At 67.6% G+C, this 20,918-nt stretch carries 18 protein-coding genes; 10 read left to right on the top strand and 8 right to left on the bottom strand.

The window, feature by feature from the left end; translation table 11 throughout:
• Window positions 1-2: 2 nt before the first annotated feature.
• The 6 genes from LPA45_RS19660 to LPA45_RS19635 form a co-directional block, all read right to left on the bottom strand.
• Window positions 3-1,055 (bottom strand): SpoIIE family protein phosphatase, encoded by a 1,053-nt coding sequence (locus LPA45_RS19660; RefSeq protein ID WP_317924785.1) that lies wholly within the window; start codon window positions 1,053-1,055, stop codon window positions 3-5.
• Entirely contained in the window at window positions 1,030-1,443 is a 414-nt protein-coding gene (locus LPA45_RS19655; protein ID WP_317924787.1) for an anti-sigma regulatory factor, read from the bottom strand. Before LPA45_RS19655 ends, LPA45_RS19660 begins: the two co-directional genes overlap by 26 nt.
• The gene (locus LPA45_RS19650; protein WP_317924788.1) at window positions 1,440-1,808 is read right to left on the bottom strand and encodes an STAS domain-containing protein; all 369 of its coding nucleotides are present in this window, start codon (window positions 1,806-1,808) and stop codon (window positions 1,440-1,442) included. Before LPA45_RS19650 ends, LPA45_RS19655 begins: the two co-directional genes overlap by 4 nt.
• Window positions 1,809-1,823: 15 nt before the next feature.
• Complete coding sequence (locus LPA45_RS19645) at window positions 1,824-2,675, bottom strand: STAS domain-containing protein (protein ID WP_317924790.1); 852 nt, start codon at window positions 2,673-2,675, stop codon at window positions 1,824-1,826.
• 182 nt (window positions 2,676-2,857) lie between these two features.
• Complete coding sequence (locus LPA45_RS19640) at window positions 2,858-4,939, bottom strand: 3-hydroxyacyl-CoA dehydrogenase NAD-binding domain-containing protein (protein ID WP_317924791.1); 2,082 nt, start codon at window positions 4,937-4,939, stop codon at window positions 2,858-2,860.
• Between the two features lie 73 nt (window positions 4,940-5,012).
• Window positions 5,013-6,365: an MFS transporter gene (locus LPA45_RS19635; protein WP_317924793.1), complete on the bottom strand. Its 1,353-nt coding sequence runs from the start codon at window positions 6,363-6,365 to the stop codon at window positions 5,013-5,015.
• A gap of 533 nt (window positions 6,366-6,898) precedes the next feature.
• On the opposite strand from LPA45_RS19635, the gene LPA45_RS19630 reads away from it, so the two are divergent.
• The 7 genes from LPA45_RS19630 to LPA45_RS19600 all read left to right on the top strand — a co-directional run bounded on the left by LPA45_RS19630 (window position 6,899) and on the right by LPA45_RS19600 (window position 15,334).
• Complete coding sequence (locus LPA45_RS19630) at window positions 6,899-8,083, top strand: acyl-CoA dehydrogenase family protein (protein ID WP_317924794.1); 1,185 nt, start codon at window positions 6,899-6,901, stop codon at window positions 8,081-8,083.
• 69 nt (window positions 8,084-8,152) lie between these two features.
• The gene (locus tag LPA45_RS19625) at window positions 8,153-9,292 is read left to right on the top strand and encodes an acyl-CoA dehydrogenase family protein (RefSeq protein WP_317924795.1); all 1,140 of its coding nucleotides are present in this window, start codon (window positions 8,153-8,155) and stop codon (window positions 9,290-9,292) included.
• A 231-nt stretch (window positions 9,293-9,523) separates the two neighbouring features.
• Complete coding sequence (locus LPA45_RS19620; protein WP_116321723.1) at window positions 9,524-10,480, top strand: ABC transporter permease; 957 nt, start codon at window positions 9,524-9,526, stop codon at window positions 10,478-10,480.
• Window positions 10,480-11,418 carry an ABC transporter permease gene (locus LPA45_RS19615; RefSeq protein ID WP_317924796.1) on the top strand — a complete coding sequence of 313 codons (939 nt, stop codon included), beginning with the start codon at window positions 10,480-10,482 and terminating at the stop codon, window positions 11,416-11,418. The genes LPA45_RS19620 and LPA45_RS19615 overlap by 1 nt, the downstream gene beginning before the upstream one ends.
• Window positions 11,419-11,559: 141 nt before the next feature.
• Complete coding sequence (locus LPA45_RS19610; RefSeq protein ID WP_317924812.1) at window positions 11,560-13,215, top strand: ABC transporter substrate-binding protein; 1,656 nt, start codon at window positions 11,560-11,562, stop codon at window positions 13,213-13,215.
• A 54-nt stretch (window positions 13,216-13,269) separates the two neighbouring features.
• Entirely contained in the window at window positions 13,270-14,247 is a 978-nt protein-coding gene (locus tag LPA45_RS19605) for an ABC transporter ATP-binding protein (protein WP_317924798.1), read from the top strand.
• A complete protein-coding gene (locus tag LPA45_RS19600; RefSeq protein WP_367395090.1) occupies window positions 14,234-15,334 on the top strand; it encodes an ABC transporter ATP-binding protein in 1,101 nt (366 codons plus the stop codon). Before LPA45_RS19605 ends, LPA45_RS19600 begins: the two co-directional genes overlap by 14 nt.
• Window positions 15,335-15,382: 48 nt before the next feature.
• Here LPA45_RS19600 and LPA45_RS19595 read toward each other — a convergent pair whose 3' ends face one another.
• On the bottom strand, window positions 15,383-16,627 hold the full coding sequence (locus tag LPA45_RS19595) for a TetR/AcrR family transcriptional regulator (RefSeq protein ID WP_116321727.1): 1,245 nt from the start codon (window positions 16,625-16,627) through the stop codon (window positions 15,383-15,385).
• A 142-nt stretch (window positions 16,628-16,769) separates the two neighbouring features.
• Window positions 16,770-17,537, bottom strand: coding sequence for a GntR family transcriptional regulator (locus LPA45_RS19590; protein ID WP_317924801.1), 768 nt, complete (start codon window positions 17,535-17,537; stop codon window positions 16,770-16,772).
• Window positions 17,538-17,667: 130 nt separating this feature from the next.
• Between LPA45_RS19590 and LPA45_RS19585 the strand changes: the two genes are divergently transcribed.
• The 3 genes from LPA45_RS19585 (at window position 17,668) to LPA45_RS19575 (ending at window position 20,899) form a co-directional block, all read left to right on the top strand.
• Window positions 17,668-18,450 (top strand): SDR family oxidoreductase, encoded by a 783-nt coding sequence (locus tag LPA45_RS19585; protein WP_317924803.1) that lies wholly within the window; start codon window positions 17,668-17,670, stop codon window positions 18,448-18,450.
• Window positions 18,451-18,512: 62 nt separating this feature from the next.
• Window positions 18,513-19,445, top strand: coding sequence for a 3-keto-5-aminohexanoate cleavage protein (locus LPA45_RS19580; RefSeq protein ID WP_317924804.1), 933 nt, complete (start codon window positions 18,513-18,515; stop codon window positions 19,443-19,445).
• A 146-nt stretch (window positions 19,446-19,591) separates the two neighbouring features.
• Window positions 19,592-20,899 (top strand): MFS transporter, encoded by a 1,308-nt coding sequence (locus LPA45_RS19575; protein WP_116321731.1) that lies wholly within the window; start codon window positions 19,592-19,594, stop codon window positions 20,897-20,899.
• The last annotated feature ends 19 nt before the right edge of the window (window positions 20,900-20,918 follow it).

Here is a 20,918-nt window from a genome sequence, read left to right as displayed (position 1 = left end):
GCTCAACCCTCGGCGCGGCGAATCACGAGCACGGTCGCATCGTCCCGGCCCCGGCTGAACTTCCACACGATAAACGCCGCGATCAGTGTGGGATCGTGCCGCAACAGGCTGGCATCGTCCAGTTGCCAGCGCGATTGCACGCCATCAGAGAACAGGATGACCAGGGCATGGGCCGGCCATTCCATCACTTGCTCCTGGACGGTGTGCACCTGGATGCCGGCGGTGCCGTGCTGCGGCAGCAGCGTGCGATCCGCGGTGCCGGTGATCACGCGGCCCATCACATTGCCGGCGCCGGCGAAGTGGATCTGGTTGGCCCGCAGGTCCAGCCGCGCCGCGCTGACGGCCGCGCCGCGGGTGGTGCGCAGTGCCGCGTGGGCGCGTTCGAGGATCTGGGACGGGCTGCTGTCGGGTTTTTCGGCAAAGGCCGTCAGCGCCGCCTGGGCTGCGTCCGCGGCCAGTGGGCCATGGCCGAGGCCGTCGGCCAGCATCACATCGGCGCCGCCGTCGTGCTGCGCCACGCCCCAGCCGTCGCCGCTGACCTGTTCGCCGGGTGCCGCCAGGCATACCGCTCCGACCAGGCAGCCGTGCACCGGCGCCTCGCGTACCGGCCGCCCGCCAGGTTCCCGGTCCCGGTAGAACCGCGCCAGGATGACGCTGCCCTGGCCGAAGCGGCTGACGATATCGAAGTCGTCGGCCATGCGCTGCACCGCGCCCAGCCCCTGCCCGGCACTGCCCGCGCTGGAATAGCCATCGCGCAGGCAGGCTTGCAGGTCGCGCATGCCGGGGCCGTTGTCCACCGAGATCAGCTCGATCAGCATGCCATCGCCGACCGCGCGCCCGCCAATGAACAGCCGGCCGCCGACGGCATGGCGCACCAGGTTGTTGCAGAGTTCATTTGCCACCACGGCGATGCGGCCAGCCAGCACGCTGTCGAAAGCCAGCCGCGCGCACAGGTCGGCCGCGAGCCGGCGGGCCTGGCCGACCCGGCTGGCGTCGTCCATGGGCACGACGGTGGCGGGACCCTGGCCGCTACTTCCACCGAGTGACACTGACACAGGTTCCCTCCCCGACTTGGGTACGGATGGAGAAATCGTTGACCAGCCGGCGGCTTCCGGACAGGCCCATGCCCAGGCCATGGCCAGTGGTCCAGCCATCGGTCAGCGCCAGGGCAACGTCCGGGATGCCCGGGCCCTTGTCCTCGAAATGCAGCCGCAATCCCCGGCGCGCACCCTCGTCGATGAATTCCCAGCGCATTTCGCCGCCCCGGCCGTGCACCACCGCATTGCGGGCCAGTTCACTGGCCGCCGTAATCATCTTAGTCTGCTCGACCAGCGAAAACTGCAGGTGGGCGGTCAGGGAACGCACGAGCGAGCGTGCCTGCACGACATCGCGCTCGTCGCGCAGGGGGATCGATCCGGCGGCGTCAAGCGCGGATTGCGTCACCTGTGATCACTCCGCTGCGCCTGGTCCAGCAGTGCCATGCCGCGCTCGACGTTCAGTGCGGTCTTGACGCCCGTCAGCGGCAAGCCAAGCTCGACCAGCGTGATCGCCACGGCCGGGCGGATGCCGACCACGACCGTGTCCGAGCCCAGGATGCGCGCGATATCGGAAATGCCGACCAGCATGCGGCCGATAAAGGAATCGACGATTTCCAGCGCCGAGACGTCGATCAGCACGCCGCGCGCCGTGTTCCGCTCGATGCTGCCCGCCAGGTCTTCCTGGAGCCGCAACGCCGTCTGGTCCTCCATGTCGATCTGGATCGTGACCAGCAGGTAGGGCCCCATCCGCAGGATCGGAATGCGCTCCATGCCCGGTACCCCGGATCAGGCAGGATGACGGGACACCGTGTGCCCCGTCATCCGCATGGCGGCAGCCAGCGCGTCGGCCAGCGATGCCTTGGTCACGATGCCCTGCAGGTCGATGCCCAGATGCACGATGGTCTGCGCGATCTGCGGACGGATCCCGCTGATAATGCTTTCCGCACCCATCAGGCGGATCGCCGTCACTGTCTTCATCAGGTGCTGGGCCACCAGCGTGTCGACCGTCGGCACGCCGGTAATGTCGATGATGGCCAGTGCCGAGCCGGTCTCGACGATGCGCTGCAGCAAGGTCTCCAGGACCATTTGCGCACGGTTGCTGTCGAGCGTGCCGATCAGCGGGACCGCCAGCACCCCGTCCCACAGCTTGATGACCGGCGTCGACAGTTCGAGCAGTTCCACCTGCTGGCGCCGGATGATGTCTTCGCGGGTGCGCTGGTAGGTGGACATGGTCCACTGGGCCATGCGGTCGATGATGGCGGACGCGGCCCAGATCACGTCGATCTGTGTTTCCAGGTTGCTGCGGTCGCGCTGCAGCGCCCCGAAGATCGGCCGTTTGAGCGACAGCACGAAGCCGCTGGTAATGTCCGCGGTTTCGCCTTGCGCGGCGCGCGAACCCGACAAGTGGGCGAGCGCCTCGCGCAGTTCGGCAAACGGCGGCTGGTCGAACGCGCCCGCATCGCCATCAGCGTGCAAGGCGGCCTGCAGGCCTTGCAGGATGGCGCGCTGCTCGGAGGCAAGACCGCCGGTGATGCCCCGGCCGCCGGACAAGGCCTGGTATTCCGTGGCCCAGCTTTCGATCAATTTGTCCGGCTCGGCTTGCAACAGGTCGGCAAGGCGTTGGTTTTCTGGACGCATGTGAATGGCGGAGGTTGTAAGCAATGCACAGGGAACAAACAACGCAAGTGTTTGTGCATTCTAGGAGAGATTGATAGCTCACCCCACGTTACAACGCGCCCTGCGGAACAAAGACGGGCGCCGCGATGTGCGCTGCGCTGCACGGTGGTGGCACCCGTCCAGGCCGGCCGTACCTCCGATATCTACTTCAGATCTGCAAAGCGCATGCCGCGCGCCGCCAGGTCTGCCAGCAACGGCGCGGGCCGGAACGCCTCGCCGAGCATTTCCTCGTACTGCCGCAGCGTCCGCACCACCTTGTCCAGCCCGATGGTATCGGCATAGAACATCGGGCCGCCCCGGTACACCGGCCAGCCGTAGCCGTTGTTCCAGATCACGTCAATATCGGACGACCGCAGCGCCTTGCCCTCCTGCAGGATCTTCGCGCCTTCGTTGATCATCGGATAGACGCAGCGCTCCAGGATTTCCTGGTCGGATACCGCGCGGCGGTTCCGGCCCTGGCGCATGGCAAAGTCGCGGATGACCTGCTCCACCACTGGCGACGGCCGCGCGTTGCGCTGCGCGTCGTAGTCGTAATAGCCCGCGCCGGTCTTCTGGCCGCGCCGGTCCATCTCGCAGAGGATCTCGCGCAGCGTCGAGCCGGTGGAACGCTCGCGCACCCAGCCCAGGTCGAGCCCGGCCAGGTCGCTCATCGCGAACGGGCCCATCGGGAAGCCGAAGTCATACAGCACGCGGTCGATGTCCCAGGGCAGCGCGCCCTCCAGCGCCAGCTTTTGCGCTTCGCGCTGCCGCTGCGCCAGCATCCGGTTGCCGACGAAGCCGGGGCAGACGCCGACCAGCGCCGCGACCTTGCCGATCTTGCGGGCCAGTTCCATCGAGGTCCGTACCACCGGCTTTGCGGTCTTCTCGCCGCGCACCACTTCCAGCAGCTTCATCACATTGGCCGGCGAGAAGAAATGCAGACCGATCACGGCCTCGGGGCGCGACGTGGCTGCGGCGATCTCGTCCACATCCAGCGCCGAGGTGTTGGTAGCCAGGATGGCGCCCGGCCTGACGATGCGGTCGAGCCGGCCGAACAGCTCCTTCTTGACTTCCATGTTCTCGAACACCGCCTCGATCACCAGGTCGGCATCGGCCAGTTGCTGCAGGTCCAGCGTGGGCGTCAGCAGCGCCATGCGCGCCTCGATATCGGCCGCGCTCAGGCGCCCCTTCTTCATGGTGCTGTCGTAGTTGGCGCGGATGGTGCGCAGCCCGCGGTCGAGTGCCTCCTGTGTGGTCTCGACGATGGTGACGGGCATGCCGGCGTTAAGGAAGTTCATCGCGATGCCGCCGCCCATGGTGCCGGCGCCGACGATGCCCACCCTGGCCAACGGAATCGCCGGCACGTCGACGCCGATGTCAGGCACGTTCCAGACCTGGCGCGAAGCGAAAAAGACGTAGCGCTGCGCCGCCGACTGCGTGCCCGCCATCAGCGCCTGGAACAGCTCGCGCTCGCGCCGCAGGCCTTCGTCAAAGGGCAGTTCAACCGCGGCCTCGATGCAGCGGATATTGGCCTCGGGCGCCTCGAAGCCGCGGAACCGGCGCGCGTTGGCCTTGCGGAAGGTGGCGAACAGCTCGCCATTGCCGCGCGCGGGGGCGATCTTCTCGTCAAGGTCGCGCACCTTGCGCAGCGGCCGCTTCCCGGCAACGAGCCGGCGCGCAAAGGCGATGGCATCGGCGCGCAGCGTGGCATCGTCGGCAAGCGCGTCGAGCAGGCCCGTTTCGGCCGCCTCGGGCGCCGGCACGTGGGTGCCGTAGGTGACCATCTCCAGCGCCTTTTCGACGCCGACCAGCCGGGGCAGCCGCTGCGTGCCACCGGCACCCGGCAGCAGCCCGAGGTGGACTTCGGGCAGGCCGCATTTCGCGCTGCGCGCGGCAATGCGGTAATGGCACACCAGCGCCACCTCCAGCCCGCCGCCGAGCGCGGTGCCGTGGATGGCGGCGACCACCGGCTTGGGGCTGTTCTCGATGGCAGCCTGCACGTCAGGCAGCCCCGGCGGCACGAACGGCTTGCCGAACTCGGTGATATCGGCGCCGGCAATGAAGGTCTTGCCGGCACAGGCCAGCACGATGCCCTGCACCGCCGGATCGGCGACGCAGCGCTCGATCCCCTGCAGGATGCCCGCGCGCACGGCGGCGGACAGCGCGTTGACGGGGGGCGAATCGACGGTCAGCACGGCGATATTGCCGTCCATGGCAAGACTGGTGACTGCGTTGATGGCGGTCATGCAAGCTCCTTGATTGTTCGGGGAAGCGTTCGGGGAAAGCGCTGGGTAAAAAAATCGGCTGTCCGGGTTTGCCTCAGTCACGCAGCCCGGCCACGTCATCGGTGCGGTCCGTTGCGCTGCGGCGCGAGCGCGGGTCGGCGATACGCAGCGCCAGCACGAAGGCGGCCAGCTTGACCGCGATGGCAACGACGAAGACCAGCGGAAAATGCACCGACTGCGCCAGCAGCCCGCCGATCACCGGCCCGACGGCCATCATGCCGAAGGTGGCCGTATCGGAAACCGCGAGCAGCATCGGCCGGTCCTTGCGTGCGCCGAACTCCATCACCAGGTTGTCCGCCGAAATAAAGAAGCCGCCGAAGCCCGCACCCAGGCCGCAGAAAGCCAGGAGGAAGCCCGGCAGCGTCACGCATGCCAGCAGCCACGCCGTGGCGGCGATCCAGGTGGCGATGCTGGCCAGGAACACCACGCGGTAGCCAAGGCGGTCGGCGACGCGGCCCCAGGCGAGGTTGCTGCCCGTCTGCGCCAGCAGGTAGGCGAGACTCAGGTACCCGAGCGTGGAGCCATCCAGCCCGAGCAGCCGGCCGGCGTAGATCGCGTAGAACGGCATCGCCATCATGCCCAGCGCCACCAGTGCCCGCGCCACGAAGAAGCGCACGAAATCCCGGTCGGCGGCCAGCAGCGCCGGCAACTCGCGCACGCGCCGGCCAAAGCCCGCGCGCACGCGCACGTCATGCAGCGCCGGCTCGCGCATGCCGGCCAGCGCCGAGATCCCGAGGCTCGTCAGCACGAAGGCCGCCAGGAACGTGGCGGCATAGCCATTGCCGAACACGTCGTTGCCGACCAGGTAGCGCCCGCCCATCCACGCCACCGCCGCCGCGGTCAGGCCACCGAAGAAATTGCGCAGCGCCGTCAGCCGACCGCGCCGCGCCAGCGGGATGATCTTGGAGGTCAGGTAGTTGAAGCTCACGTTCTGCACGCCGTTGAGCAGACCGAACAGCAGCAGGAACGCCGCCGCGGCCGCCAGCGCGCCGCGCCCGCTCAGCAGCAGCGCAGACAGCGCCAGCCCCAGGATCTGCCCGCGCACCAGCCAGCCCACCAGGTAGATCAGCGGCATCACGCGCTGGCGATGCTCGATCAGCGTCGCGCCCCAGATCGACGAAGCCGCCATGCCGGCATATTGGGCCGCGAGCACGAGGCCGACGGTGAGTTTGGAGCCGGACAACAGGTACAGGTAGGCGGGCACGAAGGTGGGCGCGGTCACCAGCCGGAAACCGGTCATGCCAAGCATGCCGTGGATCAGGAAAGCCTTCGCGTTGCGCGGCAAGTGGCGGTCGACATGGTCGCGGAAATGCTGTTCGGCCCGTTGCTGCTCCGCCTCCGCGGCCGCGCCCGGCAGCGCGCCGCTCATGCCGGCCTGCGTTGTCACGTTGTCTCCCGCTATCAGTCCGGCCCGGTGCGGTGCCGGATGTTTTTAGTATTGTTGGTATGGCTGCGAAGAATCGTAGCACAAGCATTCGTTTTTCGAGCGTGGGGATCGTTGGCGATTTCGAAATTCCGGCATCGGGGCGAAAAGCTGGCACCGACGGCGCTGAGGCAAGCCCGGCCAGGCAGGTGGGAATGCGGCACGAGCCCCACGATTCTGGCCATACATATCATGAAAATTCCGCATATTCACGCAAGTTTGCTGCACCGCATTAGCGCTGCGACGCCTTTGCCGTGGCGGCTTCCCGTCCCATCCTGGCCCTTCCCTCCAGCTCCGGATGGCGCCATCCTGCCGCGCGGTTTAGGTTTTGGAGTATTGACGATGCCAGAAGCGACTTGTATAAAAGTTCCTGCCGCTGCGCAGAGTCTGCTGTTTTTAGAAAAGTGAGACTGCTGACGCAGTGCCCCTGATCCCGCCGGCCGCCAGGCAACAGCGCAGGACAACGGGCTCCACAGGTGCACAACAAGGAGACGAGCTTGGACGCACTGGAAACGTTCCGGCAGCAGGCACACGCCTGGCTGGAGGCCAATTGCCCCCCTGAAATGCGCCTGCCGATGCAGGACGAGGAAGACATCTGCTGGGGCGGCCGCAACTTCCGCTATCAGTCAGAAGCGCAGCGGCTGTGGCTGCAGCGGATGGCCGGACAGGGCTGGACCGTACCGGAATGGCCACGCGAGTATGGCGGCGCCGGATTGAGCGCCGCCGAGGCCCGGGTGCTGCGCGCCGAGATGCAGCGGCTGAACTGCCGCGTGCCGCTGCAGAGCTTCGGCATCTCCATGCTCGGCCCCGCACTGCTGAAATATGGCACCGAGGCACAAAAGCAGGAACATCTCCCCAGGATTGCACGCGGCGAGATCCGCTGGTGCCAGGGCTATTCGGAACCCAATGCCGGCTCCGACCTGGCCGCGCTGCAGACGCGCGCCGACGAGCGCGATGACCATTTTGTGGTCAACGGCCAGAAGATCTGGACGTCGTATGCCGACAAGGCCGACTGGATCTTCTGCCTGGTGCGCACCGACTTCGCGGCGCAGAAGCATACCGGCATCAGCTTCCTGCTGTTCGACATGGCGTCGCCGGGTGTCTCGACCCGCCCCATCGTGCTGATCTCCGGCAAATCACCCTTCTGCGAGACCTTCTTCGACGACGTAAAGGTGCCGCGCCACCAGCTTGTCGGCGAGCTCAACGGCGGCTGGGCCATCGCCAAGTACCTGCTGACGCATGAGCGCGAGATGATCAGCGCGATCGGCAGCCGCGGCTTCCGCCAGCCGCTGGGGCGCCATGCCGCCAGGGTCATCGGCGTGGACGAGCGCCATCGGCTCGATGACCCGATGCTGCGCGCGCAGATCGCCCGCTTCGAAATAGACGAAGCCGCGTTCGCCGCCGCCGGCGAGCGCGCCCGTGACCTGGCCCGGCAAGGCGAAGGCATGGCCGCGTTCTCGTCCGTGCTGAAGTACTACGGCGCGGAACTGAACAAGCGGCGCTATGAGCTGCTGATGTCGGTCGGCGGCACCGATGCCCTCGAATGGGAAGGCCCGCGCAGCCAGGAAGGCGCGCTGGCCAGGGCATGGCTGCGCACCAAGGCGAACTCGATCGAGGGCGGCACCAGCGAGGTCCAGCTCAATATCGTCGCCAAGCGCCTGCTCGGTCTGCCCGGCGCCTGAGTTGCTGCCTGAGTTGCCGCCTGAGTTGCTGCGCAATCCTCCAAGACCCCACCTCTGCCAAACGCCGCCATGCCCATCGTATTGACCGACACGCAGGAGATGCTGCGCGACAGCGCCATGACGTTCCTGCAGGAGAACGCCCCGATCTCCGCGCTGCGCACGCTGCGCGACACCCGCGACCCCGTCGGCTTCTCGCGCGAGCTGTGGCAGCGCTGCGCCGCGCTGGGCTTTGCCGGGGTGATGATCGACGAGGCCTACGGTGGCAGTGGCCTCGGCGCGGTCGAGGCCGGCGTGATCGCGGAAGCGATCGGCACCACGCTGGCGCCGCTGCCCTTCCTGTCCACCGCCGTGCTTGGCGCTGCGCTGGTCGGCCTGTACGGCAGCGACAGCCAGCGCAGCGCGTTGCTGCCGGAGATCGCCGCGGGCCGGCACCTGATGGCGCTGGCGCTGGACGAAGCCGCCCGGCACCGGCCAGAGCGCATCGCCACGCAGGCGCGGCGCGACGCCGACGGCTATGTAATCGATGGCACCAAGATCTTCGTGGTCGATGGCCATGTGGCCGATACGCTGGTGGTCGCGGCACGCACGGGTGCAGCCGGCGCGAGCGACGGCATTTCGCTGTTCCTGGTACCGCGCGACCACGCTGGCGTACAGGTAGAGCGCTGCGTGCTGGCTGACGCCACCAACGCCGCGCGCATCACCTTCGACGCCGCCAGGGTGCCGGCCGATGCGCTGCTTGGCAGCGTGGGTGCCGGGGCGCAAATGCTGGAGCGCGTGCTCGACATCGCCCGCGCGGTGCTGTCGTCCGAACTGCTCGGCATCGCCGATGCCAGCTTCGCGCGCACGCTGGCCTACCTGAAGGAACGCAAGCAGTTCGGCAAGGCCATCGGTGAGTTCCAGGCACTGCAGCACCGCGCCGCGCATCTCTTCGCCGAGATCGAGCTCGCGCGCGCTGCCGTGCTGCGCTGCCAGCAGCGGCTCGACGAAGGCCGCGCTGACGGCCCCGAGCCGCTGGTCTGCGTGGCCAAGGCCAAGGCCGGCGATACCGCCACGCTGGCGGTGCAGGAAGGCGTGCAGATGCACGGCGGCATCGGCATGACCGACGAATTCGAGATCGGCTTCTTCATGAAGCGCGCCCGCACCGCGCACGAATGGCTGGGCGACGCCAACTGGCAGCTCGACCGCTGGGCCACATTGCGCGGCTACTGAGCGGCGGGATCTGAGCCACTGACACAGGCGGCCCCACGGCGGGGCCCTGCAGGACATCACGCAACACCGAGGCGGCAACGGGCGCCCCGGCCGCGGCGTCACGGGCCCGCGCCGGCCCGACCGCCAGCAAGGAGGCAGCATGTCGGCAAGTCCCTGGACACCCGCATTCCCGCCAACGAAGGCATCTGCCGGCGCCACGCCGCAACGCCGGCACACGCACGGAGGCCGGCCATGAGCGCCTATCTACTGCGCCGCCTGCTGGCGCTGCTGCCGACGCTGGTCTTCGCCAGCATCATCGTGTTTGCCATCGTGCGGCTGGTGCCAGGCGACGTGGTCGACCTGATGCTGAGCCAGAACGACATCAGCGCCGATACCCGCACCCGCGAAGACCTGGTCCGCACGCTCGGGCTGGACCGCCCGATGTGGGAGCAGTACCTGCACTGGGTCGGCAATATCGTGCTGCATGGCGACCTGGGCCAGTCGCTGTGGCAAGGCGAGCCGGTGCTGAAGATGGTGATGGCGCGCATCCCCGCTACCTTCTCGCTGGGCGTGCTGGCCCTGGGCGTGGCACTGACGGTGGCGCTGCCGATCGGCGTGCTGTCCGCGATCCGGCAGGACACCGCGGCGGACTATGTGGCGCGTTCCTTTTCTATCCTGATGCTGGCGGTGCCAAGCTTCTGGCTCGGCACGATGGTGATGGTATTCCCTTCGGTCTGGTGGGGCTGGTCGCCGGAAGTGCGCTACGTCCCCTTCCTGGAAGACCCGGTGCAGCATGTCAGGCAGATGCTGGTGCCGGCCGTCGTGCTGGGCATGGCGCTGTCGGCCATCACCATGCGCATGACGCGGACCATGATGCTGGAGGTGCTGCGCCAGGACTACATCCGCACGGCCTGGGCCAAGGGACTGAACGAGCCGCTGGTGATCCTGCGGCATGCGCTGCGCAATGCGCTGATCCCGGTGGTGACGCTGATCGGCCTTCAGGCGCCGCTGCTGATCGGCGGCGCCGTGGTGATCGAGCAGATCTTCGTCGTGCCGGGCATGGGGCTGCTGCTGCTCGATGCCGTGCACCAGCGCGACTATCCGCTGATCACGGGCGTCTTCCTCGTGGTCGGCGTCGCGGTGATGCTGATCAACCTGCTCGTCGACCTGAGCTACGGCCTGTTCGACCCCAAAGTGAGGCACCGCTGATGGCACCCCCGACCGTCGATCCGCAAGCCGCTTCCGCCACCCTGCCTGCCACGCTGCCCGGTGCCCTGCCCCGCGCCGCCCGGCAACGGCAGCCCCGCTTTGCCCTGCTGCGCCGGCTGTTCCGCGACAAGCCGCTGGGCGCCGCCGGCGCGGTGATCTGCGCGGTGTTCCTGTTCTGCGGCGTGTTCGCAGACCTGCTGGCGCCGTATGGCATGAACGAGATCAACATGATGGCGCGGCTGCAGCCGCCCTCGTGGGCGCATCCGTTCGGCACCGACAACCTTGGCCGCGACATGTTCTCGCGCTGCCTGTATGGGGCCCGGCTGTCGGTGGTGATCGGACTGTCGGCGGCGACGCTGGCCACGGCGATTTCCCTGCTGCTGGGCATCCTGACCGGCTACCTCGGCGGCAAGTTCGACCTGTTCGTGCAGCGTATGGTCGATGCCTGGATGAGCTTTCCCGACCTGGTGATCCTGATCGTGGTGGTGTCGGTGCTGGGCCCGGGCAGCTGGCAGATTGTCTGCACGCTCGGCCTGCTGCTGGGCATCGGCGGCTCGCGCATCGTGCGCAGCGCGGTGGTGTCGGTGCGCGAGAACATGTACGTGCATGCGGCGCAGTCGATGGGCGCGTCGACCAGCCGCATCCTGTGGCGCCATATCCTGCCCAATGTGCTGCCGCCGGTGATCGTGCTGTTCACCACGCGAGTGGGCACCGCGATCCTGGCGGAGTCGGGGCTGTCCTTCCTCGGCCTCGGCGTGCCGCCGCCGGCCCCGACCTGGGGTGGGATGCTCTCGGGCGATGGCCGCACCTTCATGTTCCAGGGCCCGTGGCTGGCACTGGCGCCGGGCGTCTGCCTGACGGTCGTGGTCTATGCAATCAACGTGTATGGCGATGCATTGCGCGACCTGCTCGACCCGCGCATGCGGGGCAGCCGCTGAGAACAGCAAATTGACGAGCGGCCGGCATAACGAGCCGGCACATCATGATCCCCAAAGGAGCAGACGATGGTGCGCAGCGTGAAGACGGACGGCGGAATGGCGAGGCGGGCTTCCCTGGCGGTGGCGATGGCGGCGACGGCAATGGCCGCGGCCTTGGCCTGCGGCACGGCGGCCGCGCAGGCGGAAGCGCCGAAATATGGCGGCACCATCGAAGTCGGCTCGGTCTACCCCACCATCTCCGCATTGTCGTGGGACCTGGGCGACTGGAACTGGAAGCAGAACTACGACACCGGCCAGGTCTATGAGCAGCTCTTCGCCGCCGACCTGTCCAAGTCCCGGCGCAACGGTGGCAAGTACGCGTTCCAGGCCGACGCCTGGCTGCCCGAAGATGCCATCCGTGGCGAACTCGCCGAGAGCTGGAAATGGACCGACCCGCTCACGCTCGAAGTCAAGCTGCGCAAGAACGTGCGCTTCCCGGCCAAGCCGGGCGTGATGGAAGAGCGCGAACTGACCGCCGAGGACGTCGTGTTCAGCTACAGCCGCCAGAGCGCCAGCGCCAAGAAGATCCCCACCTACTTCGACCACCTGAGCAAGGTCGAAGCCGTGGACAAGCATACGGTGGTGTTCCGCTTCAAGGAGTTCAATGCGGAATGGGACTACCGCTTTGGCTGGGGCTATTACTCCGGCATCATGCCCAGGGAGGTCGCCACCGCCGGCGCCGCGAACTGGAAGAACGTCACCGGCTCCGGCCCGTTCACGCTGAGCCAGTTCGTGCAGGGCAATTCCAGCACGTATGCGAAGAACGCGCAGTACTGGGACACCGAGAAGATCGGCGGCAAGGACTACAAGCTGCCCTTTGCCGACAAGGTGGTGCTGCGCACCGTCAAGGACGAGGCCACCCGCAACACCATGCTGCGCACCGGCAAGCTCGACGTGCTGGAAATGGTGCGCTGGACCGCCGTCGATGAACTGAAGAAGAGCGCGCCGCAGCTCAAGTGGTCCCGCTGGCTGTCCTACACCGGGCAATACCTGGCGCTGCGCGTCGACGCCAAGCCGTTCAACGATATCCGCGTGCGCCGCGCGCTGAACATGGCGGTGAACAAGCAGGAAATCGTCAAGCAGTACTACGGCGGCAATGCCGAGCTGTTCGCCTATCCGCAGCACCCCGACTACACCGGCTATTTCGAGCCGCTCAGTGCCATGCCGGAATCGGTCAAGGAGTTGTTCACCTACAACCCGGAAAAAGCGAAGAAGCTGCTGGCCGAGGCCGGCTATCCGAAGGGCTTCAAGTTCAAGGTGCAGGTCTGCGCCTGCGCCCAGGACCATATGGAAATGCTGCCGCTGATCGCCGCGTACCTGGAGCAGGTCGGCGTGCGCATCGAGATCCAGCCGATGGAGTACGGCGCCTTCCTGTCGGCAATGACCACCAAGACCAATGCGCCGGGCTACATGATGAGCAACGGCCATACCAACCCGACCACGACGATCCGCAAGAGCTTTGTCGCGGGACAGGTGTGGAACGCCTCGCAGTGGAACGACCCCAGGTTCGATGCCCGCGTCAACCAGGCCTTCCAGATGCGCGACCTGGGCAAGCGTCAGGAAGCGCTGCGTGGAATGACCCGCGACATCCTGGCAGAAGCCCCTTATATCTGGCTGCCCACGCCCTACCTGTTCACCGCGTGGTGGCCGTGGGTCAAGAACTACGACGGCGAGCTGCGCGCCGGCGCCGTGCGTAACGGGCCCATCTATGCACGGGCCTGGATCGACCAGGAGATGAAGAAGAAGCTCGGGTTCTGACCTGCGCAACGTCAACCCGCACCGTCAACCCGCACCGTCCAACGGAATGCAACCATGACAGAGCCAATCCTGCAGGTGAAGAACCTGACCACGCGCTTCCACACCGACCGCGGCGTGGTCACCGCGGTGGACCGCGTCTCGTTCGACGTGGCCGCGGGCGAGACGCTGGCGATCGTCGGCGAGTCGGGTTCGGGCAAGAGCGTGACCGCGCTGTCGATCCTCGGCCTGATCCCGCAGCCGCCCGGCGTCATCGAGTCCGGCGAGATCCGCTTCGAAGGACAGGACCTGCTAAGGCTCAGGCCGGCGGCGATGCGCGCCATCCGCGGCAACCGCATCGCGATGGTGTTCCAGGAACCCATGTCGTCGATGAACCCGGCGCTGACCGTGGGCAAGCAGATCGCCGAGCCGATCCGCGTGCACCAGGGCCGCGCCTGGCGCGATGCCTATGAAGAGGCCGCGGAACTGCTGGCGCAGGTGCAGATCCCGGAGCCGCGCAGCCGCGTGCATGCCTATCCGCATCAGTTTTCCGGCGGCATGCGCCAGCGCGCGATGATCGCGATGGCGCTGGCCTGCAAGCCGAAGCTGATCATCGCCGACGAACCGACCACCGCGCTCGATGTCACCGTGCAGGCGCAGATCCTGGACCTGCTGAAGGGGCTGGCGCAGCAGGCCGGCACGGCGCTGATCCTGATCACGCACGACCTTGGCGTGGTGGCGCGCTATGCCGACCGCGTCGCGGTGATGTACGGCGGGCGGCTGGTGGAGACAGCGTCGGCGGACGAGCTGTACCGCCATCCCGCGCATCCCTACACGCGCGGCCTGATGGCCTGCGTGCCGCGCCTGGACGGCGACACCAGCCAGCCGCTGGTGCCAATCGATGGCCAGCCGCCCGATTTGACCGCGCTCGGCCCGGGTTGCGCCTTCCTGCCGCGTTGCCGGCTGGCGCAGGAGCAGTGCCGGCAGGCGCCGCCAGAACTGCGCGCAGTTTCCGACCACCACCTCAAGGCCTGCTTCCTCCATGACGCCCATTGACACGCCCCTGGCGCGCAGCGTCGCGCCGCCGGAACGCCCGCATGGCAGCACAAGCGCCGAGGCGCCGGCCAATTGCCAACCGGGCCAACCGGGCCAGACGTTCCAGCCCGGCAACGTGATCCTGAAGGTCGAAGACCTGAAGGTCCATTTTCCCGTGGCGCGCGGCGTGCTGCTCAAGCGCCAGGTCGCCTCGGTCAAGGCCGTCGACGGCGTCTCGTTCACGCTGCGCCGGGGCGAGACGCTGGGACTGGTGGGCGAAAGCGGCTGCGGCAAGTCCACCACCGGGCTGGCCATCATGAAGATGCTGCCTGCCAGCGCGGGACGGATCGCCTTCGACGGCGAGGACCTGGCCGGTTTCAGCCGCGCGCGCGAAAAACACTTCCGCCGCAGCGTGCAGATGGTCTACCAGGATCCGTTCGCGTCGCTGAACCCGCGCATGAAGGTGCGCGACATCATCGCCGAACCGCTGCAGGTACACGGCCTGGCCGGCGATCGTGCCGCGCTGCAGGCGCGCGTGGCCGAGCTGCTCGACATGGTCGGCCTGCTGCCCTACATGGCCGACCGCTATCCGCACGAGTTCTCGGGCGGCCAGCGCCAGCGCATCGGCATCGCGCGCGCGCTGGCGCTGAAACCGAGCCTGATCGTCTGCGACGAACCGGTGTCGGCGCTGGACGTATCGATCCAGGCGCAGGTGGTCAATGTGTTCATGGCGCTGCAGCGCAGCCTGGGCCTGTCCTACCTGTTCATCGCCCATGACCTGGCGGTGGTGCGCCATATCAGCGACCGCATCGCGGTCATGTACCTGGGCCGTATCGTCGAGATCGCCAGCCGTCACCAGCTCTACGCCGAGCCGCGCCACCCGTACACGCGCGCGCTGCTGTCCGCCGTGCCGGTGGCCGACGTGCGCGCCGAACGCCAGCGGCAGCGCATCGTGCTGCAGGGCGAAGTCCCCAGTCCGATGCATCCGCCTTCAGGCTGCCGCTTCCATACACGCTGCCCTTCGGCGATGCCCCACTGCCGCAGCGCCGATCCGGTGCTGCGCGACCAGGGCGACGGGCAGATGGTGGCCTGCCACCTGTACGGCTGAAAGGCAGCGCGCGGCAAACCCGGCGCGACGGCGCCGGATCAGCTCGGTTCAGCGCAGCAGGCCCATCATCATGGGGCGCACGAACAGCTCGGCGGCATTGTCCGAGGTGGCATCGCGGACCCAGCGGCGCAGTTCGACCGCGGCGTTGATCATGCCGTGCACCTGCAGCGCGGCGATCGACTGGTCCAGCGGCCGGATCGAGCCGTCCTGCATGCCCTGCACCAGCAGGCGGACAAAGCGCGTGGACAGCCGCGCCATGTCCTGCATCTTGGCGACGCGCATCTCTTCCGGCAGCGCGCCATAGATGGTCAGCCGCAGCAGCGGCCCCTGGCTGGAGAACTGGTAATGCACCAGCGCGCGCGACACCGCGCACAGCTTGTCCCAGCCGGTGCCGGGCATCTCGTCGACCAGCGTCTGGGTATCGCGGATCACCGCCGACATGCGGTCAAAGCAGGCGGAAATCAGGTCGTCCTTGTTCTCGTTGTGGTGGTAGAACGCGCCCTTGGTCAGGTTCAGCCGGGCCGAGATGCGATCCGCCGAGGCGCCGCGGTAGCCCTGCTCGTTCAGCAGTTCGGTGGCGGCGCGCAGGAACGCCTGCTGCGTCGTTTCCGGCTGGCCCAGTGTCGGCAGCAGCGCGGCAATATCCAGTTCCGGCTGCCACGCGGTGCCCGGCGCGGCGATGCCGTTGAGCACGATGTCCGCCAGCGTCTGCGCGACCTTGGGGTAGTCCGCCGGCTCGTAGCGTTCGATCCAGCTCATCGCGCCGCTGGTCAGCGACAGCAGCAGGTGGGCCCGCGCGCTCAGCGCGCTGCGGTGTGCCGGGTCCTGTGCCGGGTCGGCGGGCGTGGCATCGCGCAGCAGCCCGCGGATCTGCCGGAACATGTCGTTGTAGGCGGAGAACGCCACGTCGGCATGGCTGGCCGGCAGCGCGCGGATCTCGCGGAAGCTCATCAGCTCCGGCCGCTCGCCTGCCGCGGTTCGCGCCAGCCGTGCGACAAACAACGCGATAAAGGCGGCAACGCGCTCGCCGGCGCTGCCGTGCTGCGACGCCGCGCCGGCCAGGCCGCGCATTTCCTCGATCGTGCGCATCAGGCAGGCCAGCACCAGGTCTTCTTTCTTGCGGAAGTAGTACGTGATGCTGTTGGTGTTCAGCCCCACCAGCTGGCCGACGTCAGAGAGGGTCGTGCCGCGCACCCCCTTGCGGTTGAAGAGCGCCGCGGCGGCATCGAGGATGCCCTCGCGCTTTTCGACATAACGGCGGGTCTGCCTGGCTTCCGACTGGTCCGTGAGCATGAGCGGTCCGGTTGCCCGAATCGGGCGAACCGGTTTTTCGAAGATACGTTGCTTTGGATTATAGGTTGGGGGTTTCTGCAGCGGATATCAGGATGATCCCCGCTTTTCCGCACATACCGTATTGTTGAAGCGCCCGGGACGACTACGACGCCGTCTTCGCCCTCGTCCTGGCCGTGCGCTGCACCGGCGCCAGCATGGCCGCGGCGGGCTCGATGCTGTCCGCATTGACCAGCACGCCCGCCGACACGATGTAGGCCGCCGCGCTCTCGATATCCCCGCGCAGCGCCGCGCAGGCCGCGTCGCTGTCGTGCCCGTGCAGCGCCTCGACCAGCATGTCGTGATGCCTGACCGCGACGCGCTCTTCCACGCGGCGCGATCCGGAGCGCAGGTCGTGGTTCAGGATCGGCCCGATGCGCAGCCATTGCGACTCGATCATCTGCAGCAGGATCGGCATTTGCGCCGCCGCGTAGACGGCAAAGTGGAACGCCTGGTTGGCGGCGATGACCGCGGCGCCGTCGGGCCGGGGCTTCGACATCTCGGCCGCGAACCGGCCGCGCAGCGACTCGACCTGCGCCAGTTCGGCATCGGTGATGCGCTCCGCGGCGGTGGCCGTCGCCAACCCCTCCAGCTGGATCCGGATCTTGGTGATTTCCTCGAACTGGCTGACGCTCATGCGCGGCACGCGCAGCGCGCGGTTGGGCGTCAGTTCCAGCGCCTGCTCGGCGACCAGGCGGTGGACCGCCTCGCGCACCGGCATCACGCTCACGCCCAGCGCGGCAGCAATATTGCGCAGCGAAATCTGCTCCCCCGGCATCATCTGGCCGGTGATCAGCAGTTCCCGCAACTGGGTGTAGACGTCACGGCTCAGCGTTTGGCGGGTCAGCGGCGTTACGAGTTCGTTCAGTGGCATGCGGTGAAGCATATCACATAGGGTTATCCGCTATATGCGATCTGTGATCACAGTTTTAATCTTGCTTCTGAAGGCAGGCGAACGCCTGTCGCGAGAACTTTCAAGCACGGGAAGCAAGGAGACCGGAAACATGTGGAAGGATGAATCGCTGGTGGGCAAACGCGTATTGGTGACCGCCGGCGCCGACGGGATCGGCCTGGAGATCACACGGGCTTTCGTGGAAGCCGGTGCCCGCGTTGCGGTATGTGACGTCTCGGGCGCGAGCCTGGAGCGGATTGCGGCGGAGTTGCCCGGCGTGCTGGCGCTCAAGGCCGATGTATCCCGCGAGGACGATGTCGACGCGCTGTTCCAGGCGCTCGATGCGGGACTCGGCGGCCTCGATGTGCTGGTCAACAACGCCGGCGTGGCCGGCCCGACCGGCGGCGTCGAAACGCTGTCACTGGCCGACTGGGAGCGCTGCCTCGCGGTCAACATCACCGGCCAGTTCCTGTGCACCCGCGCCGCGGTGCCGCGCCTGCGCCAGGGACGCGCGCCGGCCATCGTTAACCTGTCATCGGCGGCCGGCCATCTCGGCATGCCGGGCCGCTCGGCCTACTCCGCGTCGAAATGGGCCGTGGTGGGTTTCACCAAGTCGCTGGCGCTGGAGCTGGGCGCGGATGGTATCCGGGTCAACACGGTGCTGCCCGGCGCGGTCGACGGCCCGCGTATCCGCGCGGTCATTGCAGCCAAGGCGGAGTCGCTCGGCAAGCCGCTCGACGAAGTCACGCGCAACTACACGTCGCAGGCGGCGCTGGGCCGCATGGTGACGATGCGCGATATCGCCAACATGGTGCGCTTTGCCTGCAGCGACCAGGCAGCCAACGTTCACGGCCAGGAACTGGTCGTCGACGGCCTGACCCAGGCGCTCAGCTAAGGCGCCCTGCCCTGCACGCGCCGCCCGCATCCCCCAAACAACGCCAGACAAAAGGAACCACCATGGCCAAGCGAGCCAAAGCCATCATCACCTGCGCGCCGACCGGCGCCATCCACACCCCGAGCATGTCGCCGCACCTGCCGGTGACCGCCGACGAGATCGCACAGGCGGCCATCGACGCCGCGCGCGCCGGCGCCGCCATCCTGCACCTGCATGCGCGCGACCCCAAGGACGGGCGCCCGTCGCAGGACCCCGAGCTGTTCCGCCCCTTCCTCGCCAAAATCAGCGCCGAGACCAACGCGGTGATCAACATCACCACCGGCGGCAGCCCGCACATGACGGTGGAAGAACGCATGCTGCCGGCCACGACCTTCAAGCCCGAACTGGCCTCGCTCAACATGGGCTCGATGAACTTCGGCCTGTTCCCGATGCTGGAGCGCTTCAAGGACTTGCGCCACGACTGGGAGCGCGAACATCTGGAGAACAGCCGCAACCTGATCTTCAAGAACACCTATCAGGACATCGAGAACATCCTGCGCATCGGCAATGCCAACGGCACGCGCTTCGAGTTCGAGTGTTATGACATCAGCCACCTGTACAATCTGCGGCACTTCCTTGACCGCGGCCTGGTCAAGGGCCCCGTGTTTATCCAGTCCGTATTCGGCATCCTGGGCGGCATCGGCCCCGATCCCGAAGACCTGATGCACATGCGCCGCACCGCACAGCGCCTGTTCGGCGACCAGTTCCGCTGGTCGATCCTCGGTGCCGGACGCGGCCAGATCCCGCTGGCGACGATCGGCGCGGCGATGGGGGCCAACGTGCGCGTCGGCCTGGAAGATTCCCTGTGGATCGGCCCGGGCCAGCTGGCGGCATCGAGCGCCGAGCAGGTCACGCGCATCCGCGCCGTGCTGGAAGCGCTGAACATCGACGTGGCCACGCCGGACGAAGCCCGCGACATCCTCGACCTCAAGGGCGCGGCAGGCACCGCGTTCTGAACGCCGGCGGGGCCGCAGCGGGCCGGCTCCGCGCCACCATCGACACCCGCCATCCACTGGCGGGCACCGAACACATCAACCAGGCAGGACGGCAGCCGCGCGGCCCGCGAGGCGCAGCGCCGTATCCGCCAATGGAGACCACGCTCATGCAGACCGTACCCGCTCCCGGCGCGCCATCGCTGGCCGCGCCGACAGACCGCCCGCTGACCGGGCTGCTGTTCCGCAAGCTCATGCCCTTGCTGGTGCTGTCGTACGTGATCAGCTTTCTTGATCGCACCAACATTGCCCTGGCCAAGACCCATATCGCCGTCGACCTGAACATCTCGGCGGCCGCGTACGGCCTCGGCGCAGGCCTGTTCTTCCTGAGCTACGCCCTGCTCGAAGTCCCGAGCAACCTGATCATGCATCGGGTCGGGGCGCGCTTCTGGATCACCCGCATCATGGTGACCTGGGGCTTGTTGTCCGCAGCAATGGCCTTTGTCCAGGGCGAGACGTCGTTCTACATCATGCGGGTGCTCCTTGGCGCGGCCGAGGCGGGCCTGTTCCCCGGCGTGATGCTGTACCTGACCTACTGGTTTGGCCGCGAGGACCGCGCGCGGGCAGTCGGCTATTTCCTGCTTGGCGTCTGCATCGCCAACATCGTCAGCGGCCCGCTCGGCGGCGCACTGCTGGGCATGGACGGCATGTGGGGCTTCAAGGGCTGGCAATGGATGTTCGTGCTCGAAGGCCTGCCGGCCGTGTTCCTGGCCGCGGTAGTGTGGAAGAAGCTGCCCGATGGCCCGGAAAGCGCGCCGTGGCTGACGCCGGCGCAGGCGCAGCAAGTCCGGCGCCAACTGGCCGCCGAAGCCGCAGACGGCAGCGCGGGCGCTGGTGGCCACTCGTTCCTGGGCGCCATCCGCGATCCGCAGGTCTGGCTGGCGATCTTCATCTACTTCTGCCACCAGATCGCGATCTATACGGTGATCTTCTTCCTGCCGGGCATTATCGGCACGTACGGCAAGCTCACGCCGCTGGAGATCGGGCTGCTCAACTCCCTGCCGTGGATTGCCGCCGCTATCGGTGCGGCCTTGCTGCCGCGCCACGCCAACACCCCGCAGCGCGGACGCCGCCTGCTGTGCCTGGGCCTGGTCGTGATGGCGGCCGGCCTGCTGATTGCCGCGTTCTCGGGCCCGGTGCTGGCACTGGTCGGCTTCTCGATGACGGCGCTGATGTTCTTCGTGGTGCAGTCGATCGTGTTCCTGTTCCCGTCGTCGCGGCTCACCGGCGTGGCGCTGGCGGGCGGGCTGGCACTGATCAATACCTGCGGCCTGGTCGGCGGCTTTATCGGGCCGTCGACGATGGGCCTGATCGAGCAGGCGACCGGCAGCACGCGCAATGGCCTGGTGATCATGGCCGTGCTGCTGCTGGTAGCCTGCGCGGTGGCGCCGCGCCTGCGCCAGGGGCAGGAACGCTGAGTCTTCAGCGCGCGGGCCC

Origin of the sequence: Cupriavidus sp. Agwp_2 (assembly GCF_040784895.1) — a bacterium.
Taxonomy (GTDB): domain Bacteria; phylum Pseudomonadota; class Gammaproteobacteria; order Burkholderiales; family Burkholderiaceae; genus Cupriavidus.
The sequence above is the reverse complement of the archived record's forward strand: the minus strand, read 5'-3'. Positions and strand labels throughout refer to the sequence as shown.